Genomic DNA, 25,054 nt, shown 5'->3' on the forward strand with positions numbered 1-25,054 from the left:
TGATTAAAAGGTGAGGATTTTCCTCACCTTTAAATAAAGATTCATCATAGAAATTTAATAGAGGTGAGGAATTTGAATTTAGATATAGCAAATGTAGAAGAAGAGAAAATTAGCATCACAAAATTTAAACATAAGAGAAAGAAGAGCATAAAAGATGTAAATAAGTTTGGATATTTGTTTATTCTTCCATTCTTAATAATTTTTTTAATATTTAGTATTTATCCTATTTTTAGAACTTTATATTTAAGTTTTACAAGTTTTAATGGATTCGGTGAGCCCAAATTTATCGGATTAGATAACTATTCTCGTGTTATGGGAGATAAACTCTTTTGGGCAGCTTTCTTAAGTACGTTGAAAATTTGGGGCATTAATATAATTTTGCAATTAGGCTTAGCATTCTTATTAACTATAATATTTAGTGATATAAAATATAAAATTAGAGGATTAAGTCTTTTTAGAGCTTTATTTTATCTACCTAATTTAATTTCAGCAGCATCAGTAGCCTTCTTATTTAAAAATTTAATGGATTGGCAATTCGGATCCTTTAATCAGATTTTAGTTCAATTTGGAATAATAAATTCAAAAATAGATTGGCTAGGACAAGCAGGGACAGCACCCCTTGTAGTTTCAGTTATTGGAGCGTGGATGTGGTTTGGAAATTCTTTTATAGTAATTATGGCAGGGGTTCAAGGTATATCAAAAGATTATTTTGAAGCAGCTACTATTGATGGAGCAGGAAGATGGACAACATTTGGTAAAATAACTTTACCGCTTTTAAAGCCAATCTTACTATATGTTGCTATCACTTCACTTATTGGAGGTCTTCAAATATTTGATATTCCATTCTTAATTACAGACGGTCTTGGAAAACCATTTGGTGTATTAAATACTATGGTTATGTATCTATATAATACTGCATTTAAATATAATAGCGTAGGTTATGCTGCTGCAATTGCTTATGTAATGTTCCTTATAATAGCAGTATGTTCAGCATTTACGTTCAAGTCAATGTATGGTTCAGCTAAGAAGAAGGGGGCAAAATAATGGGAACAAAAATTAAGAAATATATTATTTATGCATCGTTAATTATTGTAAGTGTTTTGTGTTTATGCCCATTTTTAGTAATGATAGTTAATGCAACTCGTGATAGTAAGGAAATAATGTCAGGGTTTACACTTATTCCAGGACATTCAATAGCCGAGAACTGGAGAACTATGTCTGGATTTTTCAATATTTTTAGAGGTCTTGGTAATAGTTTATTCATCGCTGTATGTACTACATTTTTAACTGGATATTTTTCAGCTTTAACTGCATATGGGTTTGCAATATATGAATTCAAAGGGAAAAATTTTATTTTTACTATAATATTGATATTAATGATGGTACCTGCTCAATTAGGCCTTTTAGGATTTTATGATTTAGTAAACAATTTAAATTTAATGGATAGCTATTTACCAATTATTATACCGTCTATAGCAAGTCCATTTATAGTATTTTTCTTAAGACAATATTTGATTTCAGTATTACCAATGTCAATAATTGAAGCAGCAAGAATGGATGGAGCAAATGAAGTAAAAACATTCCATAAGATTGGTATACCAATTATGATGCCAGGTATAGCAACAATGTCAATTGGGGTATTTATAGGATCTTGGAATAACTATTTAATACCATTAGTATTATTAACTTCTCCAGAAAAATTTACTTTACCAGTTATGGTAGGTTCATTAAGTGCATCAAAAGATATTACTACTAACTTGGGAGCAACATACTTAACAGTAGCAATATCAGTTCTACCAGTTATGATAGCCTTTACATTTTTCTCAAAATATATAATTAACAGTATATCGGCAGGTGGAGTAAAAGAATAAAATTAATGAATTTGTATTTAATTCATTAATTATTGAATTAAGTAAGAGGTGTTTTATGAAAGTAGAAAATGAAATAAAAAATGATTATATAGACGAACTAGGATTTTACGTTATAGAAGATTATGATAGAAAAGCTCCTTTTGCAAGCTTTTTATCAGGAATAGCTGGAGTAGAGGGAATACCAATGTGGTCTTTTTATGTTAATAGGGGCCAAGCTATAAGCAGTATTGGAATAAGAGATAAAGATAATTGTATAATGGAATTTTTCCCAGCTAATGAAGCTTATAAAATGATATACAGCAATGGATTTAGAACATTTATTAAATTTTTAAATGATAGAGAAGAAGTTATATTTGAACCTTTTTCTATAGCAACAAGTGATAATATAAAAAGGACAATTAAAATTAAAAATAATGAAATAAAATTAATTGAAGTGAATAATGAGTTAGGAATTGAAATTGAAGTTATTTATTTTACACTTCCTAATGAAGATTTTGCAGCCTTAGGTAGAAAGCTTGAAATAAAAAATATATCTAAAAAGAGAATTCAGGTAGAAATATTAGATGGATTAGCGGCAATATTACCTTATGGGTCTACTAATGAATCTTATAAGGTATTTGGAAATACTTTAAGAAGTTGGATGCAGGGAGAAATTAAAGAGGATAAAGCAGCTATATATAAGGTTAGAGCTTCTACGGGAGATACTGCAAAGGTTGATAAAATTGAAAATAGTTATTTTTATGCGGCCTTCGATGAAAATGAAAATATCTTAAATCCAGTAGTTGATCCAGAAAATATATTTGGATATGATACATCATTAAAGAAGCCTATAGAATTTCAAAAAACTAATATTAAAGAATTGGTAGACAAAAATAAAGTTTGCTATAACAAAGTACCATGCGCATTTTCAGGAAAAATAATTACTTTAGAAGAAAAGACTTCGACTTACATTTATAGCTATATGGGTTATATGAATAATAGCGGAGATGTAAGTAAATCATTAAACAGAATATGTAATGTAAATTATTTTAATAATAAGATCAATGAAGGAAATCAAGTAATTGATGAAATTAGCAAAAATGTTGAAACTAAAACTGCGTATCCTTTATTTGATCAGTATATTAAACAATGCTATATAGACAATGTTTTAAGAGGAGGATATCCATTAGAGTTTGGTAAGGAACATAAAAAGATATATTATGTATATTCAAGAAAACATGGAGATTTAGAAAGAGATTACAATTTCTTTAGTATAGAGCCAAATTATTTTTCACAAGGGAATGGAAACTTTAGGGATGTTAATCAAAATAGAAGAATGGATATATTTATTCACCCATTTACTAAAATCGAGAATATTAAATTATTTAGTAATTTGATACAGCTTGATGGTTATAATCCTTTAGTCATTAAAGGGAAAAGATTTTATATAGATGAAAGTAATAAAGAAAATGTACTAAATTTAATAAGCGAATATAAAAGTGAAAAACTAATAAAATTATTAGATGATAAATTTACTATAGGTGAATTGTACTCTTTAATAAAAAATACAGAAGAATTTGAAGATGAAAAAATAATGGAAGCAGTTAATAATATCATTGAAATATCATGTGAAGATATAGAAGCTGATTTTGGAGAAGGTTTTTGGATAGACCACTGGACATACAACCTTGATTTAATTGAAGAGTATTTAAATATTTATCCAGATAAAATTAAAGAGTTATTAATTGAAGATGAAAATTATAAATTTTACAACTCACCAGAATATATTCTGCCAAGAAGTGAGAAATATGTATTAGATAATGGACAAGTTAGACAATATAAAGCTTTAGGAAAAAAAGAGAAAATGCAAAGTAACTGGGTTAACGATAAAAATGGAAATTTGTTTAAAACGAATTTAATGGCAAAGCTTTTAATTCTTTCGGGAGTTAAATTCATGACTTTAGATCCTATGGGCATTGGAATTGAAATGGAAGCAGGAAAACCAGGTTGGAATGATGCAATGAATGGGCTTCCAGGCTTACTAGGCTCAAGCTTCGCAGAAACATCCGAATTGAAAAGAATCTTACTATTTATAAAAGACAACTTACATGTAATTGAAGATCCAATAAAGCTTCCAGAAGAATTTTATAAGGCAATAGATCAAGTAGACGAAATACTTGGTTTGGAAATGAATGGAGAGTTAAGTGAGATTGAGTATTGGGACAAAGTGTCTAGTATACGAGAAGAATATAGAGATAAAATTAAATATTCAGTAAGCGGAGATATTAGAGAATTAGATGTTGAGTCCATTAATAATATTGTTGATAAAATGATTTCTAAAATTAATTTAGGCATTAAAAAAGCTAAGAGTATTTATAAAGGTAAAATTCCTACATTTATACATTATGACGCGGAAGAATATGAAATTGATAGTGATAATAAAATTAATCCATTAAAATTTAAAATTATTTTCTTGCCATTGTTTTTAGAAGGACCTGCCAGATATTTAAAGACAGAATTAAGCGAAGAAGAAAAAAAAGAGCTTTATAAGTGCATTAAGGACAGCGATGTTTATGATAAAAAATTAAAGATGTATAAGACCTCAGAGTCTCTTGAAGATGTATCCTTTGAAATTGGAAGAGCAAGAAGCTTTACAGCAGGATGGCTTGAAAGAGAGTCAATATTTATGCATATGGAATTTAAGTATATTCTGGAGCTAATAAAAAACGGACTATATGAGGAATTTTTTGAAGATATAAAAACAGCAATGCCTCCATTTATGGACCCTAAGGTATATGGAAGAAGCATACTTGAAAATTCATCATTTATTGCAAGCAGCAGTAATCCAGATGAAAGAAATCATGGAAGAGGTTTTGTTGCAAGATTGAGTGGAACAACAGTAGAAATGCTTAACATATGGAAATTAATGATGGTGGGAGAAAAACTATTTGCATATGAAGATGGAATTCTTAAATTTAGATTGAGTCCTATTTTGACTAAAGATTTCTTTAATAATGGGAAGCTAGTAACTACTATATTAGGGAATATCAGACTCATTTATTTAAATCAAAACAATAAAAATACTTTTGGAGCTGATATGGGAGTAATAAATGAAATTACTTTAATAGATAAAAATGATAATACATTTGTTATTAAAGGAAATAAAGCCCGTGGGGAATTTGCAGAGAAAATTAGAAATAGAGAAATAGTAGAAATACAAGCTATTATTTTATAGTACAGGAGGATAGAAATGAAACAATTTAATGTATATGTAACAGCTAAAGACTCAGGTGAAAGATTAAAGCAATATAAATTGCAAAATTTTATTGCAGACAAAGAGAAAAATAGCATAAATAGTGTTAAAATGGATACAAGAAAAAAATATCAAAAAATCCTTGGATTTGGAGGGGCGTTAACAGAAGCAAGTGCATATGCTCTTTCTAAGATAAATGAAAATGAACAGAGAAAGGTGTTAGAATCTTATTACCATAAGGAAAATGGCATAGGTTATAATTTTGCAAGAGTTCATATAAATAGTTGTGATTTTTCTTTGGAGAATTATAGTTACGTAGAAGATGGAGACATGACATTAGGAACATTTACCTTAGACAGAGATGAAAAATATGTATTGCCTTTAGTTAGAACTGTTAAAGAAATGACTAGTAATAACTTGAATATATTAGCAAGCCCATGGAGTCCACCGAGTTATATGAAAACTAATGGTGAAATGAATAATGGTGGAAAGCTTAGAGAAGACTGCAAACAATTATGGGCAGATTACTTTGTAAAATATATAAATAAAATGAAAGAAAAAGGTATAGATATTTGGGCAGTTACAGTTCAAAATGAACCTGCAGCGCATCAAGTATGGGATTCTTGCCTCTATACTGCCGAAGAAGAAAGGGATTTTGTAAAAGACTATTTAGGGCCAACAATGCATAAAAATGGCCTTGATGATAAGAAAATAATAATTTGGGACCATAATAGAGATATAGTATATGAAAGAGCAAAAGCTGTCCTTGAAGATAAAGAGGCTGCTAAATATGTATGGGGGACTGGAATACACTGGTATATGTCAGAAGAATTCTCTAATACATCAAAGATTCATGATGAGTTTCCAGATAAACATATAGTATTTACTGAGGGATGCCAAGAAGGTGGAGTAAAATTAGGTTCATGGGATACTGGAGAAAGATATGGAAGAAATATAATTGGAGATTTAAATAATTATATTGAAGCGTGGATGGATTGGAATATTGCTCTTGATGAGACAGGCGGTCCAAATCATGTAAACAATTTGTGTGATGCGCCAATAATAATAGATAGTAAAACAAAAGAAGTACATTATAATAGTTCATTTTTCTATATTGCACACTTTAGTAAATTTATAAAGAATGCTGTAAGAATAAATAGCAGCGTTATGGGTGATAAGATTTATGCGGTTGGTTGTTTAAATGAGGATAATACTTTATGTGCAGTAATTATGAATGAAGAAAATGAGGATAAGTATATTAACTTACAAATAGATGATGAAAGTTTATTAATAAAATTAAAAGCACATTCTATTTATACTATTGTTGAAGAAAAATAGTATATAGGTGTTTCTGAAAAAGAGAAGGAGAGAAATAAAGAAATGAGTACAATTTATGAAATAGCAAAAATCGCAGGAGTTTCGCCAACTACAGTATCAAAAGTAATAAATAACTATCCCGATGTAAGTGATAAAACTAGAGCCAAGATAAAAAAGATACTTGAAGAAGAAAACTTTTTACCAAATTCTCAAGCTCAATTTTTATCTACAAAGAGGACATGGACATTAGGAATAGTATATTTTGAAGATCTTGGAGTTGGACTAAATCATCCTTTCTTTTCAGGCGTAATTGAGGCCTTTAAAAAACAGGCAGATAAACATGGTTACTCATTACTATTTGGTTCTAAGAATGATAGATTAAAGAACGATACTTTTTTAGAGTATTTTAAGTATAGATGCGTGGATGGAATTGCTATAATCTGTACAGATCCAAATGATAAAGAAACTTTGGAGTTAATAGAAAGTGATTTTCCAATTGTTGTAATAGATATGTTCAGTAAGAATACATCAACAGTAACTTCAGACAATTTAGAAGGTTGTAACTTGGCCATAAAGTATTTATATGATTTAGGTCACAGAAGAATTGCTCATATAACAGGGGCTAGTCAATCTGATAACTGGCCAAGTCATATTAGAAAAGAAGGATATATCAAAACTATGGAGAAATTGAAATTAAAAATAAAAGAGGGATATATTGCAGATGGAGTGAATTTTGATGTTTCTGGTGGATATAAGGCTATGAAAGATTTGCTAAATCTCAAAGATAGACCCACAGCTGTATTTGCAGCCTGTGATAAGATAGCCATTGGTGCCATAAATGCAGTAAAGGATGCTGGTCTTACAATCCCTGATGATATATCAATAATTGGTTTTGATGATATAGAGATTTCTGAATACTTAACTCCTAGACTTACAACTATAAGGCAAAACTGTGATGAAATTGGAAGAACTGCTGTAGACCTATTGGTTGAACAAATTAATGAAAAGGAAAAACTAAAAATTAATAAAATAATATCAGTTGAACTGGTTGAAAGAGATTCATGTAAAAAAATAAAATAATGAAATTGATATGAGTAAATTGCAAATAAATATTATAGAAATATTGTAAAGGTGGTTTCACGTTATGGCTAATTATGAATTTTTAAATAGCAAAGGAACTTTCAGGCTTAAAAATCCTGAAAATAATAGTTATATGTATTTTCCCCTTGCAAATGAGGCAGGAGTTATGTCTAGTATAACTCCTACTTTAAATGGTGATTGCAAGATGGGGCAAAACACATTTTTACTCGCTCCAGTGAGTAGTGAGGATCTTCACAATAACAAGTCCTCAAGAAATTTTTGGGTATATATTGATGGAGCAGGAGCTTGGTCAGCTAGTGGCATTTCAGCGGCGCAACAATCTGAAATATTCAGTGAAGATAAAGAAGAAACCGAGTTAGAAGCGGGAATAATGTGGCACAAAATGATTAGAATATCAAAGAAGTATGGCATAAAAAGCGAAATAATATCATTTGTTCCAGCAACAGATGATAAAGTAGAGTTAATGAAGGTAACAGTAACGAATATGGACAATGTGCCTAAGAGAATAACACCAACAGCAGCAATACCGTTATATTGCCGTTCAGCAGATAATATTAGAGATCACAGACATGTAACCTCTCTTTTGCATAGAATAAAAACTACTGAATATGGAATAGTAGTAAATCCTACATTAACCTTTGATGAAAGAGGACATAAAAAAAATACTGTAGTTTACGGTGCTATGGCTGCAAAAGGAAATGGAGAAAAACCAATTGGATTTTGCCCACTAGTAGAGGATTTCATTGGAGAAGGAGGTTCATTTGAAATTCCTCAAACTGTAGTACTTAATGAGGAGTTTAAAGTTAAAGCAAATAGTAATATAGAAGGTTATGAGGCAATTGGAGCAATACGTTTTGAAGATGAAATAATTGAAGCGGGAGAATCAAAAACTTATATTGTAGCTATTGGGTTTGGAAATTCTGAATCTGACTTCAGCAGCATTGTTGATAATCATTTAACAGAAACCGCTTTCGATGGATTCTTAGAGGAAACAAAAGCATATTGGAATAAAAAAATTAATATTTCTTATGAAACTAAGAATAAGCAATTTGATAATTGGATGTATTGGGTTAATTTCCAACCAATGCTTCGAAGAATTTATGGATGTTCATTTTTACCTCACCACGATTACGGAAAAGGCGGACGAGGTTGGAGAGATTTGTGGCAAGATTGCTTAGCATTATTAGCTATGGATCCAAGTAATGTTAGAGGAATGCTTTTAGATAATTTTGGTGGAGTTCGTTTTGATGGTACTAATGCAACAATAATCGGAACAAAGCAAGGAGAGTTTATTGCAGATAGAAACAATATAACTCGTGTTTGGATGGATCATGGAGCATGGCCGTTCTTAACAACAAAACTTTATATAGAGCAAACTGGAGATATAGAGTTTCTTTTAGAAAAACAAAGTTACTTTAAAGACCTTCAAGAGGGAAGAGGGACCGAAAAAGATCTTTTATGGAATGCAAAGCAAGGAAATAAAATGCTTACACATGAAGAAGAAGAGCATAAAGGAACTATCTTAGAACACATTTTAATACAACACTTAACTGCTTTTTATGATGTTGGAGAGCATAATAACTTAAAACTTCGTGGAGCTGATTGGAATGATGGCTTGGACATGGCTGATGAGAAAGGAGAAAGTGTTGCATTTAGCGCTCTCTATGGTGGAAACCTTTCAAACATTGCAGAGCTATTAAAATACTTAAGATATGAAAAGAATATTAAAAATGTAGAGCTAGCTGAAGAACTGTTAGTGCTATTAACTGGAAATCATGAACTTTATGAGAATATAGAAGAAAAGAGGAAAGTGTTAGAAGAGTACTGCTTAAAGTGCAGACATAATATTAGTGGCAAAGTTATTGGTATAGATTGCGATGAGTTGATTTCTAATATTGAAGGAAAGGCAGAATGGCTTAAGAATCATATACAAAAAAATGAGTGGATTATTAACAAGGAAGGTTATAGATGGTATAACGGCTATTATGATAACAATGCTAGAAGAGTTGAAGGTGATGGTGAGCATGAAACCCGTATGATGCTTACAGGCCAAGTATTTACTATAATGAGCAGTATTGCTACAGAAGAGCAAGTAAAGAGTATAGTTAAAGCAGCAGATAAATATCTTTACGATGAATCTGTAGGTGGCTATAGATTAAATACTAACTTTAATGAAGTAAAAACTGATTTAGGAAGAATGTTCGGTTTTGCTTATGGGCATAAAGAAAATGGAGCTGTATTTAGTCATATGGCAATTATGTATGCTAATGCACTTTATCAAAGATGCTTTGCTGAGGAAGGATTCAAAGTTATTGATACACTTTATAACCACTGTAATAACTTTAAGGTAAGTAGAATTTACCCAGGCGTACCTGAATATATAAACCAAAAAGGCAGAGGTATGTATCATTATTTAACTGGATCAGCTAGCTGGCTTATACTTACAGTATTATCCGAAATGTTTGGGGTAAAAGGCGAAATGGGTGACCTAGCATTCAATCCAAAGTTATTAGAAAAGCAATTTAATGAAGAAAATAAAGCAACAATAGAAATGACTTTTGCTGAAAGAAAGCTTAGGATTGAATATGTAAATGATAATAGGAAAGAATACGGAAACTATAGTGTAAACAAAATTTATATTAATGGGAAAGAGTATAAATTTAATGGAAAATCAGCTATAAACAGAGCAACAATAATAGAGTTAGATAAGAACGGCAAACACATAATAAAAATTATTCTTAATTAGCAAGATGAAGTCACAAAGACTATATTGTTAATATTCTAAGAGGAGGAAAATTATGAATAAAGAGTTTATTGAAGTTTCTGAATATACTGAGGAAGGATACAAGCCTTTAGTTGATTATAAATCTTGGCGTGTTGCCGTACTAAATTATATAGATGAATTGCTACCTTCACAAATAACCTCAATGCAAAAGCATGATGAGACAGATGAAATATTTGTATTGCTGTCTGGAAAATGCATATTGTTTTCAGGTGGAAATTCAACCGAGATTGGTGAAATAGATGCTATAGATATGGAACCTTTAAAAATATATAATGTTAAGCGTTCTACATGGCATACTCATACATTAAGTGAAGAGACATCGGTTCTAATTGTTGAAAATTCAGATACTGGAGATGATAATTCTCCAACTATCCCAATGAACGATGAACAGAAAATGAAAATAATGCAATTAGTTAAAAATTTGTGGAAATAGTGTTATATGATTTGAGTAATTTGTTAGAAGCAAAGTTTGTCAGAAATACAATATACTCAAATCATATAGTATTAATTGAAAAATTGTTCTATTATAGCTAAGTTAAAAAATCAAAATGAAAATATATTACTAAAGTTTAAGGAGCGAATAAATTTGAGAAAGTATATGAAAATCAACATAAAAGATTTACCTTTGCGAAAAAAGCTCTTTAGATCATTTATGATAATAACTATTCTAGGAAGTTTGTCTTCAATTATTAGTTTAGTCTTTTTGCAGTTAATAACTGTTGAGTATAATCATGCTATAAATAATTATGGTTTTTCTCAAGGTGAAGTTGGGAAACTAGGGATAAAAGTAGAGAATTCATATTCTATTGTAAGAGATATAGCAATGTCAGAGGACGAAAGTTTTGATGAAACACGAAAAGCAAATGTTAGAGATTCAGTTAGTAATTATTCAGAGGAAATTAAACAGCTATTAATATCAATAGAAAAAACTAATACAACGAGTATAGAGAAAGAAGAATTTGAAAAAATAAAAAATGATATAAGTGAGTATGAACCTATTAGAGATAGAGTTTTAGAACTTGGATTAGAAAAGAAAAACAGGCAAGCCTCTCAAATAATGAAATCGGATGTAAGTCCTAAAGTAGAAGTCCTTACAGTTGATATTTCAGAATTATTACAAACTAAAATTGATAACTGTAATGAGCTGGTTAATAAATCAAAGACGTTAAAGATAATCTCAATTATAATTATTTTAATATCAATAGGATTAACTTTGGGTTTAACTATATTTTTATCTAGAAATATAACTAATTTTATTAGTCAGCCTATAGAAAAGATGAACAGAATTGCAAGACAAATGGCAGAGGGAAATTTGGAAGTAGCTATAGAAGTGGAGTCTAAGGATGAAATTGGAGAATTAGCAAACTCTTTTTCAGAAATGTTAAAGACTCTTAAAGCATATATAAATGACATATCTCATGTTTTAGGTCATATATCTATAGGTAACTTAAGTGTTTCTACAAGGGAAGGATATAAAGGGAATTTTGTAGAAATAAAAGAATCTTTACATAATATTTTAAATTCCTTTAATGAAGTTTTTTCAGAGATAAATGATGCAACTCATGAAGTTAGTGGCAGTTCAGATAAAGTTGCCAGCATAGCTAAAGTGCTATCTAAAGGCACAATTGAACAAGCTAGTTCTATAGAACAACTTTCCGCATCAATGATAGATATTAATGAAAAAGTGCAAAGTAATGCTAAAAATGCAAATAATACAAATTATATTACTACTACTTTAGTTGAAAATATTGAAAAAAGTAATTATCAAATGAATGAAATGTTAGTGGCAATGAATGAAATTGAAAAATCATCTAAGGATATTAAAAATATTATAAAGGCTATTGACTACATTTCCGAGCAGACAAATTTACTAGCATTAAATGCAGCTATAGAAGCAGCAAGAGCAGGTGAGTCAGGCAAAGGATTTTCAGTTGTTGCTGAGGAGGTAAGAAGTCTTGCGAATCAAAGTACAAATGCAGCAAAGCAAACAACACAGCTTATTGAAGAAGCTATAAAAGTGGTTAATCAAGGTAAAACATTAGCTAATAATACTGCACAGGCTTTAAAAAATGTTGTTGAAGATGTAAATAGAGCAATAGAATTGGTCTCGAGTATTGCATCAGCATCTGAAGATCAAGCATATGCTATAAAACAAGTAAATGATGGAATAATTCAGATAACAAATGTTGTTCAATTGACTTCATCAATAGCAGAACAAAGTGCTGCTGCTAGTGAGGAATTAATTAATCAAGCAAATAATCTTGATAAAATGATTGAAAAATATAACAAATCTTAGGATTAAGTTTTATTAAGAATATCTGTAATTACAACAAAAGATATAGAAGATAAAATTGCAAATTTAATTATTAATAAAGTCAATTATAAATAATCTAAAAACAATAATATATTTAAGAGAGGAATTTTATCCTCCCTTAAACTTTAAAATTCGAAACATAGATTACTAAAGGTGCCGTTTTCATAATTTCTATTAATGACTTTAGGTATTTTATTCTCATCACCACTTCCCATAGCTATAAATAAAGGGACAAAGTGCTCAGCCCTTGGAACTGCAAGATTAGCATAAGGTGCAAGGGTTAGATAAGAGTTTAAAGAGTCTAAATCCCTTTTTTCTATATGCTCAATTAACCAATCATCAAAGGCTACTGCTTCAGGTTTAACACTTACTTCACCAGGAAAGATCCAATTTAAATTATGTACTGTTGTTCCACTACCTATAACTAAGATATCTTCTTCTCCAAGATCACGCAAAGCAGCACCAATATTATATTGTTCTTTTATGCATAAAGAAGGATTAATAGAAAGTTGAACAACGGGAATATCTGCATTCGGATACATGTGTCTTAACGCAACCCATGAACCATGATCCAGGCCTCTCATCATTTCTATCTTTGTTTTAATGTTTTTTTTCATAAAGTTTTCTTCGAGAATTAATGCTATTTCCGTAGATCCTTTTGCGGGATACTTAACTTCATACATCTCTTTTGGAAAGCCATAATAATCATAAATAGTATCTAGAACATCATCAGTATATGTTAAGGACAAAACTTCACATTCCCAATGAGCACTAAAAATAACTATTGCTTTAGGGGAGATGCGTTTACCAAGATTATTAAGGAATACTGTATACTTATTTGTTTCTATTGCTAGGTTGGGAGAGCCATGACTTAGAAATAATGACGGAACCATTTGAAAATCCTCCTAATATAAAAACTTATCAATTTTTTATATTAGTTTTATTCCTTTTTATTAGAAATATTCAGTTTCAATTACGTCTTATATAGTTAAATTTGTTGAAGTGTTTAGAATCTAATGAATAACTTAGCAGAGAATATGGGATTATATATTAGAATGGAATAATGGAACTAATTTTTTAAAAGAAAGGAGATTTAATTTTGATAATATCGGAGAGTAAAATGGATCCTTATTTAACAGAAATATCAAATGAAGATACTCTTGTTTTTTCAGATGTAACAAGAGAAAAGGGCGGTAGTGGAAAACACTTTAAACCATTTGATTTATTATGCGCTGGATATGCGTCATGCTTAAATATCACTACTAGAATGGTACTCCAAAAAATGCATTTAGAATATGAAAAAGTAATAGTTAAAATAAATCTAAATAACAATGATGAAGAAAAAGCAATTTTTGAATATGATATTGAGATTATTGGCAACATTGATGACGAAACAAAAGCTTCAGTCATTGCTAAGGCAGAGAAATGCCCAGTTAGAAAAACATTATCAAAGCAAATAGAATTTAATAGAGCAAAATAAAGTAATTTATTCATATGATACTTTTATAAATATTCTAGATTATTTGAACTGACCACAATTTTGTGGTCGGCAATTAATTATTGGAATGGAATTGCATCTATTGATATCATAAGGATTAATCAGAATTTTATGGAAAATCTAATAATTGGCAAGAAAAAAGAGTAATTGACAGATTTGAATGTAATAATGCTATATCTCAGGATATATGTGGATTGTTGGCGATTACTAAAGGTGTTATAATAAATTTATCAGGGGATGATAAGGGGGAAAGGTTTAATAAACCGAAAATGTATGAAAAATAGAGTTTTAGCACTTTCTTTAGTAATTATTATGACATTTGGTAGTTCTATATCAGCATTTGCTGCACCCGACAATGGGCAACTAAATGCTTCAAGACAAAAATATGCAGAAATTGAAAACAGAATAAAAGATATTTCAAATAAAATAGATGAGTTAAGTGCTCAAATTGAGCCTTTAGAAGCAGCTGTAGAAAAGAATAAAAGTGAAATTGAAAATATAAATAATGTAATAGATTTGACAAAGAAAGATATTGATAAATGTAAAAAAGATATAAATGATTTAGATTTGGCTTTAGGACAAAGAGTTAAAGCTATGTATAACTCAGGAGATTTAGAATTTAATTATTTAAAGTTTTTATTTAGTTCTGATTCAACCAGCGATTTTTTTTCGAGGGTACAAGCTATAAGCGAAATTGCAGGAAAAGACAAGTCTTTTATAGAGAATATTACAAGTAAAAAAGATGAATTAAATAATAAAGTAAAGTCTTTAGATGATAAAAAAGAAGAAATTAATAAGCTTAATAAAGAAATTCAAAGTAATTTGAGTGAATTAGACAGTAAAAAGAAGAGTCAGGAAATTCTAGCACAGCAGGCTAAAGCAGAAAGAAGTAAATTTGATGCTGAATACTTATCACAATTGGAAAGAGATACTGTAAAATCACAATTTGATACCATAGATAGTGCTGATAGTACTTATGCAGATGTTCAAGGCGCTATTAGTCAATTAACAAGTATTAGGGATAATCAAATAAAAAGCCCAACAATTATTAGTGAAATTAATGCTAAACTTGATAAGGCAAAAACAGTAGCAAGTCAAAAAAAGGCAGCAGAAGATAAGTTAGCCGCTGATAGGCAAAGACAGGCCCAAGCAGCACAAGCTTCTTCTTCAACTTCAAATTCAGGTGGCAAAAAATCAAGTTCTTCAAGTTCTGTATCAGTTCCATCAGGAGGAAATGCTCAAGCAATTTTAAATGAGGCTTATAAACATTTAGGAGCATCATATGTCTGGGGAGCTACGGGGCCTAGTACTTTTGACTGCTCTGGATTTACATCTTATGTATATAGTCATGCGGCAGGAATTGATATAACAAGAACAACGTATACGCAGATAAATGAAGGACAACCTGTTAGTCAAGATCAGCTTAGACCAGGAGATTTAGTATTCCCCAATCCGGGACATGTGGGCATATATGTTGGAAACGGGCAAATGATTCATGCACCTCAAACTGGGGATGTTGTAAAAGTAGGACCTGTATATAATTTCTATGCAGCAAGAAGAATATTGTAGTATTATAAGAAAACTTTAAAATACATAACTAATAATAAGGTTAGAAAAGATTTTGATTTTCTAACCTTATTATTATAGTTAATTATTTGCTCTAAAAGCGTTTAAGGATTACGAAAATACTATCAGAATATCAATTCAATAATATAACCTTCTAGGTTAACTAAATTATTAAAAAGATAAAGGGTGAGAAATAAATGAAATTAAAATATAAGTATTTAGGTCTATTCATAAGCTTACTTATAATTGAAATATATATAGGACTTTATATACATGATAATATCATTAGGCCTTATATTGGAGATGTTTTGGTGGTTGGTGTTATTTACTTTTTGTTAAGGGGGATAAATTGTAAATCGAAATTCTTAGCTCTATATGTTTTTATATTTGCTTGTTTAGTTGAAATAGGTCAATATTTTAATTTGGCTTCAGTATTACATATAGATAATTTCAAGCTTGCTAAGGTTATTTTAGGCTCAACTTTTGATTTAAAAGATATATTATGTTATTTTATGGGGACAATAATAATATTCATATACGAAAGAATACAAAGATTTTAGAGTAAAATATTGTACAGTTAGAGAAAATACTGTATGATTAAGAAAATATTTAAATATGGTTAATAATTTCAATTGAGCCAAGTAAAGGAGAATAAATTATATGTATTCACACGAAATTGATTATTCTATTTATGGTGATGATATGCAATATGTGGAGATTGAACTTGATCCAATGGAAACTGTTGTAGCAGAAGCTGGTGCTTTAATGATGATGGCTCCATCGATAGAAATGGAAACAATATTTGGAGATGGATCAAAACAAAATACTGGCGGATTTATGGATAAAATTTTCTCGGCAGGAAAAAGGGTACTAACAGGAGAAAGTTTATTTATGACGGCATTTACAAATGCAGGACAACTAAGGGAAAAAGTATATTTTGCAGCACCTTATCCAGGGAAAATACTTCCAATGGATTTAAGGGCTTATGGCGGTCAATTAATATGTCAAAAGGATGCTTTTTTATGTGCAGCTAAAGGTGTATCTATAGGCATAGATTTTAGGAAAAAATTAGGTGTTGGTTTCTTTGGCGAAGTTATGTGATAAAAATCAAGATTTATAAAATAATTAAAAATGTCCAGTATATACTATAAGATATTTAAAATAAAGAGTTTATAGTATGTACTTTTTTTATGTTTAAATAAATTAATATAGTGCATGTCCAATAAATGTTTTATAATAGATAATAATAAAATGTCCAATGGGAATCGTAATGAAAATTAAGAAGTGGATTAGGAAGGTTTTATGTATGTATAGGGATTTGGGTACTTTGAATTTAGATAATGACGATATAGTAGATAGTATAGAAATTGATGAATTGAGATTTTTTATTAATAGGAAAACAAATTCAAAAGGATTAGATATTATTAACCTAAGATCTAAAGAATTTCGAGGAGTAAGAATAAATGTACTCGTAGGTGGAATTTATAAAACTTTTTTTGGAATCAAAGAGGAGAGTGCAAAAGGTGTTCACGAATTTACAGATTTTTTCTATGATGATTTTGGTTTAGCTGAAATTAAAATTGGATTATCTGATAAAGCGTCAAATACTCTTAATAATTATTCAAAGCCTTTAATAAAGTTTTTAAATTACATATACAAACAAGGAATTAAAAACATAGAGGAATTAGATAAAGATATGATAAAAGAATTTTTAAACTTATATTCATATAACCTATTACCAGATGATTGCAAATCAGATACATGTAGGTCAAAAACGGAAGTTAATCGAGTAAATCAGGTAATAACTAAATTCATTTTTTGGTTATTCACATCTAAAAAAACAGCAAGAAATAAAAAATTAAAATATAATATGAAGTACTTTGAAGCAAGTGATTTTAAAACTATGCAATATTCAAGAAAGCTGAAAAGTGGTGGGATAGAATATAGATATAAATTACGGGATATAGTTACTGTAAACTTGGATAATTCAAATAATGGCCAAAAGCGAAGCAAAGCAATTAGAGGTACTTTATACACAGTAAAAAAGCTTATAGAAGTGTCCAGGATAATAGATCCAATGATTACGTTTGCCATCATTCTTGATTCGTTTGCTGGGTTAAGACTGGGTGAAGTTATGCAGATGCATAATGGACGACTTAAATTAATTGATTCTAGATTTAAAAGTTGTAGTTTATATATAGATTTAACATCAGATTCTAGACTACGTTCTGACAGGGTCAAGACAGGAGAAATTAAAGTGAACAGAGAACAACCAATATTTGAGGTGTTTGCTGATGTTATAAGAGACGAATATTTAGAGCACCAAGAACTTTTATTACAGAAAGGATTTTTAATGCATAAATATGGTGCTTTGTTTATTAATGAGGAAGGAAAAGCTATGACTAGTGATAATTACATGAAAAGATTTAGAGCTATAGCTGAGCAAGCTATTATCAATATAAAAATTGAAGCCGCAAAAGGAAATGAACTAGCCATAAGAGAAGAACGGTTGCTTGAGGGGAAAATAATAACACCCCATTCTTTAAGATATATTTATAGTCAATTTATAAAAGAGGTTGTAGGGGAAAGAACTGCAGTGGCATACTTTCGTGGTGACCAAAATATAAAAAGTCAAGATACATATATACCAGAGACTAATTTAAAAAAGGCTAAAGAGCTATTTATGAGCTATTTTGTCTAGGAGGAGTAATGAATAATTATAGAGTTCTAGAGATATTTAAAAATAAAGATCTTAGCTTTGATTTTTCAGGTGAATATATTAGTGTTGAGGAGTTGGATAGAGAATTTTTTACAATAGAATCTATTGTAAAAGAAACAATGATTAAAGATAGACTTGGATTAGCGAAAAAGATTAAAGAAGGGGTTATTACTGGATTAATATGTGCGAAAAGCAATGGTGGGAATCTTTTTGTGAAAAAAATATATGTTTACAAGAAGGATTTTAAATACGTATTGGAAGAATTCAATAAGAGCACTATTGAGTTAGACGTTTTTTTAGATAGTTTATACAAATTAGGTTATAAAAGAATTACCCGCAATAGGGCCAGAGATATTTTTCAACGAATGGGCATGTTTGTTACCAATCCATTGAACAGAAGAATGAGGCATTTGGACATAGTTAAAGCAGAAAACTATAAAGCAAAATTTATAGAAATTAATGAAAACTATAAAAGTTATGAATGGGTTAAAATTGAGATAAGAAAAAAATATTTAGGGTATGAACCTAATATATTGAGTGAAATTAGATTTGCAGAATTCTTTGGAAAAAATAACTTTAATGTTTTGGAGTTTTATAGTGATTATAACTTTTTCGGGAAACAATTGTATAGTAGGAAAGGATGCGTTGCTTACATAAAACATTTTATGAAAGATAAAATATCATATATTAAAGGAGATAAACAGTTTTTTCGTACTATTGATACTTTAAAAGAAGAAGATATAAATACACTATATTATACATATGAGCAATTAAAACAATTAGTAAATGAGATAGGTGAAGAAATTCCGAAAAAAAATAGTTTTGATTGTTTTAAAAGATATAAAATAAATGTAATTAGATTTATATCATTAATGACCTCAAGTCAACTTTTTTTCAGAAGAGAAGAAGTTGATAAGCTTATAATTGAATCTAAAAAGTATATTAATAAGGAACAAATAAAAAAAGAATTAACTGAATTAACGGATATGACGATAAATGTTTCATTCCTGAAAAGAAGAAATATAAATGTGTATAAAGCTCCTACAAATTTGCTTAAAGAAAGCCAAATATATATTAAAAAATCAGAATTACTAATGTTAAAGGAACAGTTAATACGAGAAAATGAAATAAGAAATGCAGGTAGTATTTATTCAATTTATAAAATCAAACTATCCCATGAGAAGATACTACTTAAGAATATAGATATAATAAAGATATTTGATGAATATGTTCTCGATAAAAGTAATAAATCAGAAACAAGAGATATTGTGAAAATGGCTAGTATTTACGCTAAAGTTTGTACAGTGATAAATCATAATATTGATGGTAACGTTATGCAGTTACCACTAGAATATAAAATTGAAAAAGCAAAGCAATTGATGCAATTATCCCTAGATATTTCTGATGAAGTTATTAAATATTTAAGCATTTTTTTAAAAACACATTTAATACCCAATGTTAAGTTATCAGTTATTAAAGAAGAAAAAATTAAGGATAAGGTTGATAAATATAGCGATGATGATTTTACGACTATTTTGATATCAATATTAGGCATATTAGATGATCCTATTAAGTTTAAAAAATTAATATATTATAGAACAGCTTCATCTGCAATATTATATGTTTTAATTCATTTTGTATTTGCTTGGAGAAGAAATGATATTATAGAACAGTTGCCAAAACCAAATCTTAAACTCATTGGATATGATGATGGAATAAAATTTCTAGAAGATTTAAAAAATGACATGTTCATTTTTGAAGAATATCATGGAGAAAAGATTTGTAAGGATATAACAGAGTATGTTTATAGAATGGGGCTAGTATCAAATAAAAATAAACAACAATTAGAAGCAAGTATACAAGCAAATATATATAAGCATTTAGGATTATTAATGTGTATTTGTGAGGGTAATAGACAATATTGCAAAAAAATTGAAAGGAAACGTCAAAATACAGAAACACTGATAAGTCCAGGAAGTGTCAAGACACGATATATAAATGAAACATTTTTATATTTTGGAATAGATATAGTAGGCATACTTAGAAAGCCTTTTAGTAATCTTAGGGGAACTAAATCATTTTTCAGCGTTTTAGGTGAACGATTTGAGGAACTTGAAATATGTGTTTTAAAGGCTGTTAGCGAATTAAGGGCACATAAGAATGATAAAGAAAATATATCAAATACTGGTAGTAAGTATTATCTTCAAAAGGATATCAGTAAAGCTACAGTTGAGATATTTTCAAAAGAAACAATGGGAAGTGTTAAAGATTATATTCTAAAGCTAACTGATGATGATTACGATTTATTAGATGATAATAAGCAAATAGAAAAATTTAAGGCTTTAAAATTAAAAAACATAGATATAGAAAGAATTCATAAAAATTTATATAAAACAAGTAATATGTTAGAAGAGTTCTTCAAAGATTTCTGTGAGGATAAGGAACTTGCACAGAAGTTCCTTAGAGAGCTATTATATGGGAAGGCATATGCTAAACATGCTAACTGCAAATGCTTATTGAAAGTAAAAATTAATGTAGTTAACAGCATCATACTTGAAGATGAAACTGAAATAAAAGGAAAAGTAGTATGTCCGATTAGAATTGATAATTGTATTGGATGTAGCTATCTTGTTGCATTAAGATTGTTTATATATGAGTTTAAAGAATTACTCCGTAATTTTTTTATACAATTTGAGAATTTACTGGACATTGAATCAAAAATATTGTTTGCAAAAGTTTTTAATAAAAAGTATAGGCCACTACTTTCAGCATTTAAATCAGAGTTAGGCGAGAATATATTTAATAGAGTGTTAGATGCTGAACAATATAAGGCATTTAGCAGACAAATTGAAGAAGTGAAGAATATTAAAAAGGAGGGAAATAAATGAAGGTAAAACAAAAGTTATGGATAGAAAATGTAGAACAGTTCCAATTATCTAAGTTAAATAAATATATTAATAAATTTGAAAAATTAAAAGATGATGGATACATAGCAGCTAATATTAAATTTGAAGATAGGATTTGGCGTGTTAAAATCATTGGAGTAGAGTTAAATTTAAATTTCTTAAATAACATAGAGTTAATGAATGCGTCAAAAGAATTAAAAATATCACAAGATTTTATAGATAGTAGTATTAAATCATTCTTATTAGATTATATTGAAAATACATCTCAAGGAAATATCAAGATTAAGTTGAATTATTTAAAATCACTTATAAATAGAGAATTAATAGAGAGGTATGCATTATCTGTGAATGTTTATGATTTTACGTTTTTCTGTAAATTCAATGATTTTATAGGTGGGATTTGTTCAGAATATATTGAATCAATCACTGAATATGCTGTAGAAAGAGATTATAAAAATAAAAAAATACCTAGCTTTGTAAGTGTGTTTAAATTTGACGATGTAATAGAGGAATTTTATAGAAGAAATAAAAATAATATAAAAGTACTTTTAAAGTGGTATCCGATTATTGTTTGGTGGAAATTAACTTCAGTTATACCTTTGAGACCTTCTGAACTTATAAATATGGATCGATTGTGTATTGATGAAATTAATGGAGAGTACTTTATTATTGTTAAACGGAGCTTAGGCAAAATAAGTGGTTTTAAATTGGTTAATTCGTCCAATGAAAATGAGTGTTATTATAATGATAAAATAAATATTGATGAGAAAATGTATAAATTTTTAAAAAAGTATATTAAGGATATGGAAAACTATGGTGGTAAGTATCTTTTTTCAAAAGAACTATATATGTCATATAATTTAATACAGCCCAATTTGAATAAAAATAAATTTACAGTTGCAAATTTGACTTACTTGCTTAATAGGTTTTATGATGATTTTATACAACACAAAAAGGGATATGTAATTTGCAATAGATATGAAAAACCATTTGAAACATTAGAAGAAAAAGAGATAGAGAGGCTTTCATTATATGATTCAAGGCATATAGCTATTATAAATGCAATATTTTTAGGATATGATATTCAGACGGTTCAGCGTCTTGCTAGACATAAAGTAGTTAATACTACTTATGGTTATTTTAGGCATGAGCATGAATATGCGAAATCTTTTGCTCTTTCTTTTTCAAAAAAGATGTTACATAAAAATGACTTAAAAAAAATTCCCAATATAAAAAGATCCCATAATCATGGGAGATTACTTGCAAGTGTTGTGTTGGGAATAGATGATGTTATATCAGTTAATAGAAAAGACTTTAAATCATGTGGTGGATATTGTGAATATAATACAAATAAGGATATTTTATTTTGTATGAAATATCTACCTAATCATGTTTTATGTCCTAAGTTTATACCATATGATGAAGATGTTCAAATTGGACAAGCAGAAAAAAAGTTAGAAAATTGTATAAAAGTTCTCTGTGACATAGTAAAAGACAGGGAAACAATTGCAAATTTTGATGAAAAAATGTCTATTCAACGAGATGCCATGCTTAATAATACTTATGAATTAGCTCATCTATTGGCAAAAAAGGAGAAGTAATATATGTCTAAGAATCATAAAAAATGTTCAGAAGAAACGTTGATTTCAATCGTAAAAGACTATATTGAAAATGCTGTTTTTAAGAAAGTTAAATATACAGATTTAGCTGAATATGCAAAAGAAAAGGGGTATGAGAGTGTTGAGAGAAGGGATTTTTCTCGTAACAAAAATATAAGTAATCTAATTAATGATATTAATGAAAAAAATCTTTTATCAGAAAAGGCTTTGAAACTTGAGAATATGCCATTTAAATCATTCTATATTGATATAGATTTTGTAGAGAAAATTAATAAGAATAATAGATTACAGTACTTAAATTATTTTAATAAAGCGCAAACCGATATTATTAAAGAAAACGAAAAACTAAAAAAACAAATTTCAGAATTAAAAGTATTTATTGATACCTTAAAGACAGATAAAATTGTATTGGCAAATAAACTAAGAGAAAAACAATCAGAAAATAGAGAACTAAAGAAACTATTAATTAGAGAAAATTCTAAAAGAGATATTCTATATGAACTAGAATTATTCGAAAAACTTAGGGGGTCATTAAAAGTAAAAAATTTTGCAGAACATACCTATGTAGACTTTTATAATAAATACTGGAATGAAAAACAGACAGATATATTGGATATTACAGATATTACAAACGAGAAACAAAACCAAGAGAACATTAGAAAATTAGAAACTGAAATATATACAAGTACAAAAGCGTTGCTACATGAAAATGTAAAAGAAGCTGAGGATGATAGTTTGAATTTACCAAGTTATGATGACTTTTAACATGGGAGCTCAGATTTTTATTCACTTTTGAATTTTAATAATAATGCAGAGTTTATACTAACATCAACAGGCCCTAAATTATGAACTAAGGCTCCAAGAACTGGATTTGAAATGTCTGTCATTGCAAGTATTATAGCTATAAAATTTAGCAACATGGAAAGAGATAAGTTTCATATAATTTTAGTTATAGTTTTTGAGACAGACTTAATAAATGGGGGATAGATTTAAAATATCATCACTTACAATAGCAATGGCTGCTGCATCAACAGCAATATCACTTATGCCCCACATTGCAATACCTACATATGCTTTCTTAAGAGCAGGGGCATAATTAATTCCATTTCCAATCATGCATATAATCTCATTTTTTTTGATATTCTTCAATTACAAACAGTTTATCTTTTGGTAAACATTCAGAGTAAATATTTATAATACCTATATTATTAGCAATATGAGAAGCAGCTTGTGGATTATCTTCAGTTAATTAGATACTTTCTACAGTGATTAAACTTAGCTTTTTAATCATTGATTTAGAATCTTTACGTAATTTTTAAGCTAGTACTATAAAACCATATGGTTGAGCGTTGATAACTACATAAATAACTGTACAGTTTTTGTTTATATAAGTTGACGCATTGTCAAATATTCCTTTTGATATTTCTATAGAATTTTCAGTTAACAATTTACCATTTCCTGCAAGAATTGTATTGGATATAAATACTGAATGTAAAAATACGATGTTTTTAATCTAAGATTTAATTTATCTTCAATGGCAATAGATATAATATGCTAAGCTATGATTTAGTAAAACCATTAAACAGTAGCAAACATGTCATTGAAAATAGAAAAATAAGTAGATAAGAATAGTTTGCAATTAATATACAAATAATTTATATTATCAATTGATATTGATGCTTAAGTATTGCCTTATAATATAAATATAAAAATTAAATTTAGCATTAGAAATTAATCCTGTGTATAAATGCCATGAAACGTAATGATAATTTAACAAAATGAAATTATAATAGATATTTACAACTGAGAGTTTTAGACGTATAATGAGTTGAACGTATTATCAATTGAAAATAAAAAGATAATATATTTAATATTTATAAAATTTAATAAAATTGTTAGGTGAGGCTCCTATGTACAGGATATACGCTACTGCCCAAAAACATCGAGAGATGCCAATGGGTCAACAGATACTGCCGAAAGTTAAGGCTTTATTTAATGTAGCTGAGTTTAACTCAAAGCCACATAGTGCTAAAGCTCAACAAAAAGTAATATATTATTTTTTGCGGGCTTTTACGAGCTCTTTTTTTATTGCATGAATCACTTTTTATATGTTCATGTAATAAAAT

The 25,054-nt window shown here is 28.8% G+C and carries 19 protein-coding genes, 1 pseudogene and 1 riboswitch; of the genes and pseudogenes, 16 read left to right on the forward strand and 4 right to left on the reverse strand.

Annotated elements, in window-relative coordinates:
• Positions 1–72 precede the first annotated feature (72 nt).
• The 8 genes from COL3_RS03775 to COL3_RS03810 all read left to right on the forward strand — a co-directional run bounded on the left by COL3_RS03775 (position 73) and on the right by COL3_RS03810 (position 12,602).
• Complete coding sequence (locus tag COL3_RS03775) at positions 73–1,044, forward strand: sugar ABC transporter permease (RefSeq protein ID WP_008419241.1); 972 nt, start codon at positions 73–75, stop codon at positions 1,042–1,044.
• Positions 1,044–1,871 carry a carbohydrate ABC transporter permease gene (locus COL3_RS03780; protein ID WP_008419240.1) on the forward strand — a complete coding sequence of 276 codons (828 nt, stop codon included), beginning with the start codon at positions 1,044–1,046 and terminating at the stop codon, positions 1,869–1,871. Before COL3_RS03775 ends, COL3_RS03780 begins: the two co-directional genes overlap by 1 nt.
• A 55-nt stretch (positions 1,872–1,926) precedes the next feature.
• Entirely contained in the window at positions 1,927–5,085 is a 3,159-nt protein-coding gene (locus COL3_RS03785) for a hypothetical protein (RefSeq protein WP_008419239.1), read from the forward strand.
• A 15-nt stretch (positions 5,086–5,100) separates the two neighbouring features.
• Positions 5,101–6,441 carry a glycoside hydrolase family 30 protein gene (locus COL3_RS03790; RefSeq protein WP_008419238.1) on the forward strand — a complete coding sequence of 447 codons (1,341 nt, stop codon included), beginning with the start codon at positions 5,101–5,103 and terminating at the stop codon, positions 6,439–6,441.
• Positions 6,442–6,483: 42 nt separating this feature from the next.
• Positions 6,484–7,500, forward strand: coding sequence for a LacI family DNA-binding transcriptional regulator (locus tag COL3_RS03795; protein ID WP_008419237.1), 1,017 nt, complete (start codon positions 6,484–6,486; stop codon positions 7,498–7,500).
• A 64-nt stretch (positions 7,501–7,564) separates the two neighbouring features.
• Entirely contained in the window at positions 7,565–10,267 is a 2,703-nt protein-coding gene (locus tag COL3_RS03800; RefSeq protein WP_008419236.1) for a cellobiose phosphorylase, read from the forward strand.
• Between the two features lie 52 nt (positions 10,268–10,319).
• Positions 10,320–10,739, forward strand: coding sequence for a hypothetical protein (locus COL3_RS03805; protein WP_008419234.1), 420 nt, complete (start codon positions 10,320–10,322; stop codon positions 10,737–10,739).
• Positions 10,740–10,892: 153 nt separating this feature from the next.
• Positions 10,893–12,602 carry a methyl-accepting chemotaxis protein gene (locus COL3_RS03810; RefSeq protein ID WP_008419232.1) on the forward strand — a complete coding sequence of 570 codons (1,710 nt, stop codon included), beginning with the start codon at positions 10,893–10,895 and terminating at the stop codon, positions 12,600–12,602.
• A 143-nt stretch (positions 12,603–12,745) separates the two neighbouring features.
• Here COL3_RS03810 and COL3_RS03815 read toward each other — a convergent pair whose 3' ends face one another.
• Positions 12,746–13,513, reverse strand: coding sequence for a class III extradiol ring-cleavage dioxygenase (locus COL3_RS03815; RefSeq protein ID WP_008419231.1), 768 nt, complete (start codon positions 13,511–13,513; stop codon positions 12,746–12,748).
• 227 nt (positions 13,514–13,740) lie between these two features.
• Here COL3_RS03815 and COL3_RS03820 point away from each other — a divergent pair, with 227 nt between their 5' ends.
• The 8 genes and pseudogenes from COL3_RS03820 to COL3_RS03855 all read left to right on the forward strand — a co-directional run bounded on the left by COL3_RS03820 (position 13,741) and on the right by COL3_RS03855 (position 23,693).
• Entirely contained in the window at positions 13,741–14,100 is a 360-nt protein-coding gene (locus COL3_RS03820) for an OsmC family protein (RefSeq protein WP_347474365.1), read from the forward strand.
• Between the two features lie 291 nt (positions 14,101–14,391).
• A complete protein-coding gene (locus COL3_RS03825; protein ID WP_008419229.1) occupies positions 14,392–15,687 on the forward strand; it encodes a C40 family peptidase in 1,296 nt (431 codons plus the stop codon).
• Positions 15,688–15,881: 194 nt separating this feature from the next.
• Positions 15,882–16,244 (forward strand): DUF2809 domain-containing protein, encoded by a 363-nt coding sequence (locus COL3_RS03830; RefSeq protein WP_008419228.1) that lies wholly within the window; start codon positions 15,882–15,884, stop codon positions 16,242–16,244.
• A 100-nt stretch (positions 16,245–16,344) separates the two neighbouring features.
• Positions 16,345–16,773 (forward strand): annotated as a pseudogene (locus COL3_RS03835) (AIM24 family protein); the annotation flags it as partial.
• Positions 16,774–16,990: 217 nt separating this feature from the next.
• Positions 16,991–18,385 (forward strand): hypothetical protein, encoded by a 1,395-nt coding sequence (locus COL3_RS03840; RefSeq protein ID WP_035282362.1) that lies wholly within the window; start codon positions 16,991–16,993, stop codon positions 18,383–18,385.
• Positions 18,386–18,393: 8 nt separating this feature from the next.
• Entirely contained in the window at positions 18,394–21,291 is a 2,898-nt protein-coding gene (locus COL3_RS03845; protein ID WP_008419225.1) for a hypothetical protein, read from the forward strand.
• Entirely contained in the window at positions 21,288–22,910 is a 1,623-nt protein-coding gene (locus COL3_RS03850) for a site-specific integrase (RefSeq protein WP_008419223.1), read from the forward strand. The genes COL3_RS03845 and COL3_RS03850 overlap by 4 nt, the downstream gene beginning before the upstream one ends.
• Before the next feature lie 3 nt (positions 22,911–22,913).
• Complete coding sequence (locus COL3_RS03855) at positions 22,914–23,693, forward strand: hypothetical protein (RefSeq protein WP_008419221.1); 780 nt, start codon at positions 22,914–22,916, stop codon at positions 23,691–23,693.
• A 17-nt stretch (positions 23,694–23,710) separates the two neighbouring features.
• On the opposite strand, the gene COL3_RS29225 is transcribed toward COL3_RS03855, so the two are convergent.
• From COL3_RS29225 to COL3_RS29500, 3 genes are all read right to left on the reverse strand, one after another.
• Positions 23,711–23,848, reverse strand: a complete 138-nt coding sequence (locus COL3_RS29225; RefSeq protein ID WP_238475946.1) for a hypothetical protein — start codon at positions 23,846–23,848, stop codon at positions 23,711–23,713.
• 49 nt (positions 23,849–23,897) lie between these two features.
• Positions 23,898–24,077, reverse strand: a complete 180-nt coding sequence (locus tag COL3_RS29230; protein WP_242982095.1) for a hypothetical protein — start codon at positions 24,075–24,077, stop codon at positions 23,898–23,900.
• A gap of 166 nt (positions 24,078–24,243) precedes the next feature.
• Positions 24,244–24,375 carry a hypothetical protein gene (locus COL3_RS29500; protein ID WP_275051651.1) on the reverse strand — a complete coding sequence of 44 codons (132 nt, stop codon included), beginning with the start codon at positions 24,373–24,375 and terminating at the stop codon, positions 24,244–24,246.
• Between the two features lie 437 nt (positions 24,376–24,812).
• A riboswitch (M-box (ykoK) riboswitch) is annotated at positions 24,813–24,982 on the forward strand.
• Positions 24,983–25,054 lie beyond the last annotated feature (72 nt).

This window comes from Clostridium sp. LS (genome assembly GCF_002760435.1).
Taxonomy (GTDB): domain Bacteria; phylum Bacillota; class Clostridia; order Clostridiales; family Clostridiaceae; genus Clostridium.

What these genes read in the sequence shown, in the direction of transcription:
- COL3_RS03780 (WP_008419240.1), top strand. Translation starts at nt 1,044, where the DNA reads ATGGGAACAAAAATTAAGAAATATATTATTTATGCATCGTTAATTATT.
- COL3_RS03785 (WP_008419239.1), top strand. Translation starts at nt 1,927, where the DNA reads ATGAAAGTAGAAAATGAAATAAAAAATGATTATATAGACGAACTAGGA.
- COL3_RS03790 (WP_008419238.1), top strand. Translation starts at nt 5,101, where the DNA reads ATGAAACAATTTAATGTATATGTAACAGCTAAAGACTCAGGTGAAAGA.
- COL3_RS03795 (WP_008419237.1), top strand. Translation starts at nt 6,484, where the DNA reads ATGAGTACAATTTATGAAATAGCAAAAATCGCAGGAGTTTCGCCAACT.
- COL3_RS03800 (WP_008419236.1), top strand. Translation starts at nt 7,565, where the DNA reads ATGGCTAATTATGAATTTTTAAATAGCAAAGGAACTTTCAGGCTTAAA.
- COL3_RS03805 (WP_008419234.1), top strand. Translation starts at nt 10,320, where the DNA reads ATGAATAAAGAGTTTATTGAAGTTTCTGAATATACTGAGGAAGGATAC.
- COL3_RS03815 (WP_008419231.1), bottom strand. Translation starts at nt 13,513, where the DNA reads ATGGTTCCGTCATTATTTCTAAGTCATGGCTCTCCCAACCTAGCAATA.
- COL3_RS03820 (WP_347474365.1), top strand. Translation starts at nt 13,741, where the DNA reads ATGGATCCTTATTTAACAGAAATATCAAATGAAGATACTCTTGTTTTT.
- COL3_RS03825 (WP_008419229.1), top strand. Translation starts at nt 14,392, where the DNA reads ATGAAAAATAGAGTTTTAGCACTTTCTTTAGTAATTATTATGACATTT.
- COL3_RS03830 (WP_008419228.1), top strand. Translation starts at nt 15,882, where the DNA reads ATGAAATTAAAATATAAGTATTTAGGTCTATTCATAAGCTTACTTATA.
- COL3_RS03840 (WP_035282362.1), top strand. Translation starts at nt 16,991, where the DNA reads ATGTATAGGGATTTGGGTACTTTGAATTTAGATAATGACGATATAGTA.
- COL3_RS03845 (WP_008419225.1), top strand. Translation starts at nt 18,394, where the DNA reads ATGAATAATTATAGAGTTCTAGAGATATTTAAAAATAAAGATCTTAGC.
- COL3_RS03850 (WP_008419223.1), top strand. Translation starts at nt 21,288, where the DNA reads ATGAAGGTAAAACAAAAGTTATGGATAGAAAATGTAGAACAGTTCCAA.
- COL3_RS03855 (WP_008419221.1), top strand. Translation starts at nt 22,914, where the DNA reads ATGTCTAAGAATCATAAAAAATGTTCAGAAGAAACGTTGATTTCAATC.
- COL3_RS29225 (WP_238475946.1), bottom strand. Translation starts at nt 23,848, where the DNA reads ATGTTGCTAAATTTTATAGCTATAATACTTGCAATGACAGACATTTCA.